The following is a 7,411-nucleotide window of genomic DNA, read 5'->3' as shown; positions in this document are numbered from 1 at the left end:
TTCATCCAGGATTCCCACGAGCAGCGCCCCCATGAGAGGCCAGACCCACGCCGGTCGCCGCCCTGCTGCGCGCCAGCCGAGGCCAGCCAGCAGACCGAGCAGGCCGTAAAGCAGGAGGTGCGCCAGCTTGTCCAGCGGGAAGGGCGAGGCGACGGCGGGCAAGTCCGGCCGGCTGCCCAGAAGAAGTAGAAACGCCGCCCAGACCGCGGCGGGTGCATAAGCCAGCAAGCGGCTCCTCAACTGCCTTCTGCTTGCTGCAGGGCGCGGTAAAAGGCCTGTGCATCGGCCGCCGCAATCAGGTCGCGGCGCACAGCCTCGTCGCGCACCAGACGGGAAATACGGCTCAGCGCCTTGATGTGCGGGCCGGCTGCGTGCTCCGGACCGACCAGCAGGAAGAACAGGCGCACCGGCTGGCCATCCAGCGCACCAAAATCTACGGGCACAGCCGTGCGCCCTGCCGCCAGGCGCAGGTCTGGAAGGAACGCCGACTTGCCATGCGGGATCGCCACGCCGCTCCCGATCCCGGTCGAGAGCACCGCCTCCCGCTCGCGCACCGCACGAAGTACGTCCTCCGCATCGTCTACGCCATCCCCACGCGTGACAACCTCGACCAGTTCGCGGAGCAACTCGTCCTTGGTAGTGGCCTGGAGCGGAATCCTGATGCGCTCAGGCGTCAGCAGGTCGGTCAGCAGCAAGCGCGCCTCAATCCTGGTCCGGAGCAGGCTTTTCGCCGGGTGCCAAAGCTCGTTAAGTTACACCGCGGCCCGAAGGCCATCAAGTTGGTTCAGGGAAGCCAGGGAAGCCAGGGAACCCGAGAAGGCATGGCGGGAGACACAAGCGGAGAAGGCGGGTAAGGTACGGGGGAAGGAGAACGGCAGGGTATGCGGGAACACATGCGGGAAGGTAGACTGGAAGTCAGATGAATCCTCGCTCGCGGGCTGCCGCCGTGGGCGGGCTTCTCGCCCTCCTCGGCCTGGCCCGCCCAGCAGGCGCGCAACTGGTGCTCGATTGGCCTGCCCGGACCAGCAGCATCGCGGAAGCAGTGCTGCCGGGCGCGGCCGCAGCGTTTTGGAACCCCGCCGCCATCACCGCCCTGGACGGCCGGCTGGAAGCGCTGGTCGCGGACATTGAGGGGCCTGATGCCACCGGCCTCGGCGGCGTGGCACTGGCGGTCGCCTGGCAGCCCCGCACCCCATGGGCACTCGCCCTGGGCTACCAGCACCTGCAGATCGAGGGCATCGTCCGGACCACCACCACGCCCATGGCCGACTCGCTCGACCCCGCCATTGACTTCGCCCAGGAGCTGATCACGCTCAGCGCGGCCAGTACACTGCCGGACGGCCTGGCCGCGGGCATCAGCTTCCGATACACCTGGACCAACCACGGCCCCGGACGCCAGGCCCGCGCCCTTCTCGGCGCCGGACTCATCTATCGGGCAAGCCTGCCCTTCGACCCGGAGATCGGCGGCGCCCTGCTGCTCGGCCATGGCGGCGCCGAATGGCGCCTGGGCGCCAGCGCCGCTCTGCGACCCGCCCCTGACCTGCCCTGGAACCTGCAGCTAAGCTACGGCATCGCCGGCCAGCGCTGGCCCACACGCCCCGAGCACCGCTTCGCCCTCGCCACGGCCTGGGGGCAGCGGCTCGAAGTGGCCGCCGGCCTGGATGCACAGCCCGGCCCCGGCTTCACCGCCTGGCAGCCCGTGCTCTCCGGTAGCCTCCGGCTCGGTCGTTACCTGCTGGGCGTGGTGCGCGAGGAGTTGGCCAATGACTTCGGTGCGGGGTATACCTTCCGCTTCCAGGCCAGCTTTTAAGTGACTTGTCCGGTGCTTATGCCTAAACTGCTGGAGTCCAATACATTGGAGTTGATTGGCTCGGACCGCGACGAGGCCCGCGACCGCCTCGTCCAGCATTTCGCCGCGCGGCGCCAGCCCCGCTACCGGATCGAACAGGCGCTGGCCTGGCTCTACGCCCGCGACGCGCAGAGCTTCCAGGAGATGACAGACCTGCCCTCAGCGGAGCGGGACGCGCTGGCCGCCAGCTTTTCCCTGACGGCGCCGACCCTGGTGCACGCCGCGCGCTCGGCGGACGGGACCGTGAAGCACCTGTGGAGCATGTATGACGGTGAGCTGCTCGAGTCGGTCTTGATCCCTGCGCCGCACCGCCTGACTTTGTGTATTTCGTCGCAGGCGGGCTGCGCCATGGCGTGTGTGTTTTGTGCCACCGGCTGGTCAGGGTACCGGCGGCAGTTGAGCGCGGCCGAGATTGTGGCGCAGTTCCGGGGCACTCGGCGCTGGGCGCGGGACTACGCGCTGGGCGAGATCACACACGTGGTGTTCATGGGCATGGGCGAGCCGCTGCTGAACCGCGCGGGGGTGATGCCCGCGCTTTCCCTGCTCAATCAAGCTTACGGCGTGGGCGCTCGGCGCATCACTGTCTCCACCGTCGGCATCGTGCCCGGCATCCTCGAACTGGCCGCGCGCCCCGAGCAGTTCAGGCTGGCGGTGTCGCTGCATGCGCCCAACCACGAGCTGCGCCAGCAGCTCGTTCCCGTCGAAAAGAAGTATCCGCTGCCCGAGTTGCTGGCGGCGCTGCGCCGCTTCGAGGTGGCGGGCGGCCGGCGCATCACCTTCGAGTATGTCATGATCGACGGCCTGAACGACGGGGATGCTCTGGCCCTCGAGCTGGCGGAGCTGGCCCTCGAGCTCCGGGCGCACGTGAACCTGATCCCCTATAACCCCATCCCGGGCCCCGATTGGCGGCCCAGCCCGCCCGCGCGGCTGCAGGCGTTCGCGAGGCTGCTGGAGGCGCGGGCGGTTCGCGCAACTGTGCGCGGCCCGCGCGGCCAGGACATAGCCGCGGCCTGCGGCCAGCTCAGGGCAGACCACGCGGCGAGGCCACCCAAGCCCTTCCTCGCGCTCAGCCGCCTCCGGCCTGCGGAAATTGACGCCCGCGAAGCTCGCGCCCTTAAGCCCAAACCTAAAAGTAAAAACTCACCCCGATCTGCGCCTGGAACTGGTAGGCGTCGTCGCCGGCCACGGGCGAGAGGTCGCCGAAGCCGCGCTGCCCGGGCGGCCGCTGCGGGTAATAGTTGACGCCGTAGATCGTCTTCTCGGCCGCCTCGTCGAACCCTATTGCCTTGAGCAGGATCTGCTCCCTGGGGCGCACCTGCAGGTAGCGTCCCCAGCCGCGGTTCAGCCCATGGAGCACGTTGAACAGGTCGATCGTCACCTCCAGCGCGTGGTCGCTGCCCGCGGGCACGACTTTCGAGAGGCGCAAATCGAGGGAATGCCACCACGGGTTCCGGCAACTGTTGCGGCGCGCGATGCGCCCCAACTGGTCACGCAAGCATTTGTGCCCGTCCAGAGCCGCCGCCAGGCGGTCTGGGTCGTCGGGCCGCCAGAAAAGCAAATCGGTGCTGATCATGGCCCGGTCGTTGAGTACCATGCCGTCGTTGTTCAGGTCACCGAAGGCGACCGGCGTCCAGGGGAGCCCGGACTGCGAGCGCCATACCCCGGCGAGCCGGAGCTGCCAGGGCAGGCGCGCCATGAAGCGGGCAGCCACCACATGCCGCCGCTCGAAGGAGGATGGCGCCCATGTTCCCTCCTCCTCGTCGCCGGGGCCGCCCAGGAAGTTAGGGTTCCCTGCCGTGGGCAGGCGGGGCAAAAGATCGCCTTCGTAGGGCAGATTCAGGGGATCCTTGTGCCCCGAGCCAGCCACGCGAGGCCAGACCCCGCTCCCGGCGAAACCCTCCAGCGAGGTGCAGCAGGAGAAGGAGGAGTTGTCGTAAACGCGGGTCCAGGCATAGCCGACGTCGACCGCCGCATTCCTGCCCAGCTTCTGCTCGAGCTCCAGCAGCAGCACCCGCGACTCCGCCTGGCCCGTGGACACGTTGGCGAAGACGTGGCCGAACTGCTGGTGCCGGTACTGCCAGCCGCCGGCGGGATGGATGGGCTCGTAGACGCGAACGCGGGTCCCCGGCTCGAGCCCCGCCGTGTCCAGCGGTGCGAAGGTGGGCCGGTCGTTCTCCGCAGGGATGCGGTAGCGGATCGGCCCCAGGTTCAGGTCAGCAACCGTGTAATCGTTCGTCGTCCGGCCGTACACCACATCCAGGCCCAGGCGAGTCGAGGCGCCCAGCGCCCGCTCCAGCCCCAGGTGCCCGCGCAACGTGCGTGGCAGCCTGAAGTCCTTGCCGAAGACGGTGTGGTCCGGCGGGATGTCACTGACTGTGCCATCGGCGCAGGCCATAGGGTTGTTCTGGCCCCGCGCGCCGCCAAAAGGAGGTCGCCCCAGGACCTCGCCCGTGTGGTAGCGCGGCGCAGCCTGACCAAAGCACTGGACGAGGCGGAGCGGCCGCTCGCTCAGGAATACATTCCCGGCCAGGAAGGCGGGGACGCGGTCGTGGAAAATGCCGACGCCGCCGCGTACAACCTGCCGCTGCTCCCCGCCGCGGTCGTAGAGGAAGGAGAGTCGCGGTGATAATCCACTCAGCCTGGGCAGCATGTCTGTCTGGATCCCGAACACGCGCTCGAGATCCGGCTTCTCGGCCGGGCGCCCCTGGTAGCTCGTGCCCTGCCAGCGCACTCCACCTGTCAGCCTGAACTCGTCGCTGATTCGCCACTCGTCCTGGGCGAACAAGGCCCAATCAAGGCCGCCGAAATCGGCGCCCGGCACGTCGTACTCCCGGCAGAGAGCGAGGTCGCCATGGTAGTTCTTCTCTAGCGGCACCGCGCACGGCCGGGCCAGGCGCTCGTACTCGTGGACGCGCCCCTGTTCCAGGTCGTTCAGGCCGCGGTACGTGTACACGCCCGCACCACCAGGCCAGAACTGATGATCCACGTGCCACAGGACGTTTCCCGTGCCCACCTTCATTCCGTGGCGCCCCAGGGTAAACGTGACGGCGTCGGCCGCCTCCAGCCGGGTCTCCTCGAACGCGTAGCGGAAGAGCTCCTGGTCGGCGCCGAAGCTCAGCGGCAGGCTGTCAACCAGAAACACCGTCAGCGCCGGGATGAAACCGGCCTCCCTGGTCGGCCGGCGGAAGTGCTCCTCGCCCGCCCACTGCAGCCGGAGCGTGTTGCGCACTCGCGCGCCCAGCCTGGACTCGAGGACCCCACCCACCGACACCACGCGGTTCCCCCACACGCCCGCGTGCGTCAGCGCCTCACCCGCGTTCACGTCACGGTTGCCCTCCTCGAAGCGGAGCACGCTGGTCAGCAGGCTCAGCCGGTGGCCGGACGCGATGGACCAATCCAGCCGCCCGAAAGACGCACGGTGATCCAGGTCGCGGTCGGTGCGCACAAAGCCGTCCGGTCGACCCGCGTCGTTGAGCGTCAGATTAACGTGCTCCTGCATGTCATAGTTGTTTTTCAGGATCTGCTCGAAGCGCACCACATCAAACTTCGGCAAGAGCGCGGTATCCGGAGAGCTAAATCCCGTCTGGCGCTTCCCCTTCATACGATCCAGCACCAGGGCGTAGCGGATGCGGTCCGTTAAGAGCCGGCCGCCGAGCGCCAGACCGAATTGATCGACGCGGAAATCGCCCATCTCAGCTTCCCGGAAGTCCGCCGCGGTCAGCGCCTCGTCGCGCTGCATGAGGAACACGGCTCGCGGTCGCGGCTCCCCGCCGATGCTGGCCAGGCGAATGGCTGGCCCTGCCCCCGCACGCTCGACCTCGAAGCCGGTCAGATCCAGATCCACCCTATCCAGTGCGACCAGGGATACGTTGTACGGAAGCAGCCACGAGCCCGCGGCCTCGCCGAAATACAGGAGATTGCCGCCCAGCGCATCCAGAGTGAGCGAGGTACGCGTCGGCCGGGCGCCAAACCCGGTGACCAGGTGTGGCGCTCCGAGCTCGGGATACGAGTTCACGCTGGCGACCGACCTGGTGAGGTCGGCGAGGTTGCGGCGCTTGTTGGGGAGCAGCCCCAGGTCAGCAGGCCCGAGGAATAGCTCGGCAGCCTGCTTCCGGCCTGGCTGTGCGAGGAGCCGCGTGGAATCGCCTGGCGAGGAGGGGGCGGGCGGCGCGGCCGCCTCCTGGGCGGGCAGCAGCCGCGCAGCGCCCAGCAGAGCAGACAACGACCAGGCCCAGGGGAGGAAGAACCGCGAGCCACGCAGGATAAGCAGCGGCTGCCAGGGGTTGCGACCGTGCACGGCCCCCGCCACCTGTCAGCGCGGTACCGGAGCCCGCGCGGGACCCGGGCTGGCTGGCGTCCGATCCTGGAGCGGTGGTCCAGTGACGGCGTACATCAGCCCGTGGATCACGACGCGCCCCAACCAGGAATCGTAGAGCAGCCAGGTCAGCACCCGGCTGTTGAACCCTGCGACGGCCACCCAGTTCTTCAAGGTCCGCTGCAGCCGGAACGTTGGCGCCCGCGCCTCGGCCGGAGACACGCGGAACTCGATTTCCGCAAGGTCGCGCGGCAAATCGCCCAACGCGGCGGCGCGGCGCAGGTGAGGGATGGCGCGCCAGGAGATACCCATGAGCTCGGAGACGTAGCGGTCGAAAGCACCGGGATCCGTGGCCGCCAGGATCAGGTCCATGCGCACCGGTTGGCCGTCCATGGGGCCGTTGCGGTCCAGGAAATAGGTGCCGTCCGCCAGAACAACCGGCTTCAGCACACGGTTGATGGCGACGATGGCGTCGTTGAAAACATGGTGGTGCCGCAGCCGCATCGGCTCGACCAGGCAGCCCCACTGATTCTTGTAGCCGAGGGTGAGCCGGGTGATGGCGTGTACCTTGGGCACGGGCATCGAGATCAGGAGATCGGTCTCGTGCAGCAACCGGGCCGGCAGGGGAAGCCGGTAATCGCCGCCTCGCGTCCGGAAGCTGATGTACTCCGCCGGCTCATGGATGAGGTTGACCGCCGTCACCCCGAACTCGGCCTCCAGCTCGCGGATGCCATGGCCGTCGAAGGCCTCCTCGGCTTTCCACAGGTACGAGCCTCCATCGCCCTCGACGATGGCTATGTGCTCGGTGTACTCCTTCAGGACCTGGACGGCCGCACGGATCACGGCCGGCGAGGTGGTGACGCCCGGCTTGTAGTAGGGGTAGGTGAAGTTCGGCTTGAGCGCCACTCGCGTGCCCGCCGTAATGCGCGCCAGAATCCCGCACTCCGCGAGCGCAGCGCGGACGCTCTCCTGCAGCCGGCCGTTCTGCCGCACGAGCGCCACGCGCCGTGCTCCTGCCTCTCGACTACTTGCCATCAATCTCTCGCCAGCAACTCGAGGTAAACCCGCTCCACTCGCTCCCCGTATCCTCGCCAGCCGCCCAGCGCGACGACGCGCGCACGCGCGGCATTCCCCATGTTCTCCCGCTCATGCGGGTGGTCCAGCAGCCATTCCATCCGCTCGCGAATCGCCAGCGCGTCCCTGGCCGGCACAAGGAATCCCTCGCGCCCGTCTGTGAACAGATCCGC

General features: G+C 68.3%; 7 protein-coding genes. 2 read left to right on the top strand and 5 right to left on the bottom strand.

The genetic code is table 11. The features are described 5' to 3' along the window. Together HY703_13350 and HY703_13345 are read right to left on the bottom strand one after the other, a co-directional pair. Positions 1–228, bottom strand: a 228-nt coding sequence (locus HY703_13350; protein MBI4546178.1) for a hypothetical protein, incomplete at its 3' end; no start/stop codon positions are given. Positions 229–236: 8 nt separating this feature from the next. Beyond that, positions 237–695 carry a PTS sugar transporter subunit IIA gene (locus HY703_13345; protein ID MBI4546177.1) on the bottom strand — a complete coding sequence of 153 codons (459 nt, stop codon included), beginning with the start codon at positions 693–695 and terminating at the stop codon, positions 237–239. Between the two features lie 224 nt (positions 696–919). Between HY703_13345 and HY703_13340 the strand changes: the two genes are divergently transcribed. Next, positions 920–1,810: a hypothetical protein gene (locus HY703_13340; protein ID MBI4546176.1), complete on the top strand. Its 891-nt coding sequence runs from the start codon at positions 920–922 to the stop codon at positions 1,808–1,810. Positions 1,811–1,828: 18 nt separating this feature from the next. Continuing rightward, positions 1,829–3,091: a 23S rRNA (adenine(2503)-C(2))-methyltransferase RlmN gene (gene rlmN / locus HY703_13335; GenBank protein ID MBI4546175.1), complete on the top strand. Its 1,263-nt coding sequence runs from the start codon at positions 1,829–1,831 to the stop codon at positions 3,089–3,091. Here rlmN and HY703_13330 read toward each other — a convergent pair. From HY703_13330 to HY703_13320, 3 genes are all read right to left on the bottom strand, one after another. Beyond that, the gene (locus tag HY703_13330; GenBank protein MBI4546174.1) at positions 2,976–6,146 is read right to left on the bottom strand and encodes a TonB-dependent receptor; all 3,171 of its coding nucleotides are present in this window, start codon (positions 6,144–6,146) and stop codon (positions 2,976–2,978) included. The two genes, rlmN and HY703_13330, sit on opposite strands and share 116 nt — an antisense overlap. A gap of 15 nt (positions 6,147–6,161) precedes the next feature. Further along, positions 6,162–7,199 carry a DUF362 domain-containing protein gene (locus HY703_13325; protein ID MBI4546173.1) on the bottom strand — a complete coding sequence of 346 codons (1,038 nt, stop codon included), beginning with the start codon at positions 7,197–7,199 and terminating at the stop codon, positions 6,162–6,164. Next, a partial coding sequence (locus tag HY703_13320; protein ID MBI4546172.1) for a glycosyltransferase occupies positions 7,199–7,411 on the bottom strand: 213 nt, incomplete at its 5' end. The genes HY703_13325 and HY703_13320, both read right to left, overlap by 1 nt.

This window comes from Gemmatimonadota bacterium, from assembly GCA_016209965.1.
In the GTDB taxonomy this organism is placed as follows: domain Bacteria; phylum Gemmatimonadota; class Gemmatimonadetes; order Longimicrobiales; family RSA9; genus JACQVE01.
The sequence above is the reverse complement of the archived record's forward strand: the minus strand, read 5'-3'. Positions and strand labels throughout refer to the sequence as shown.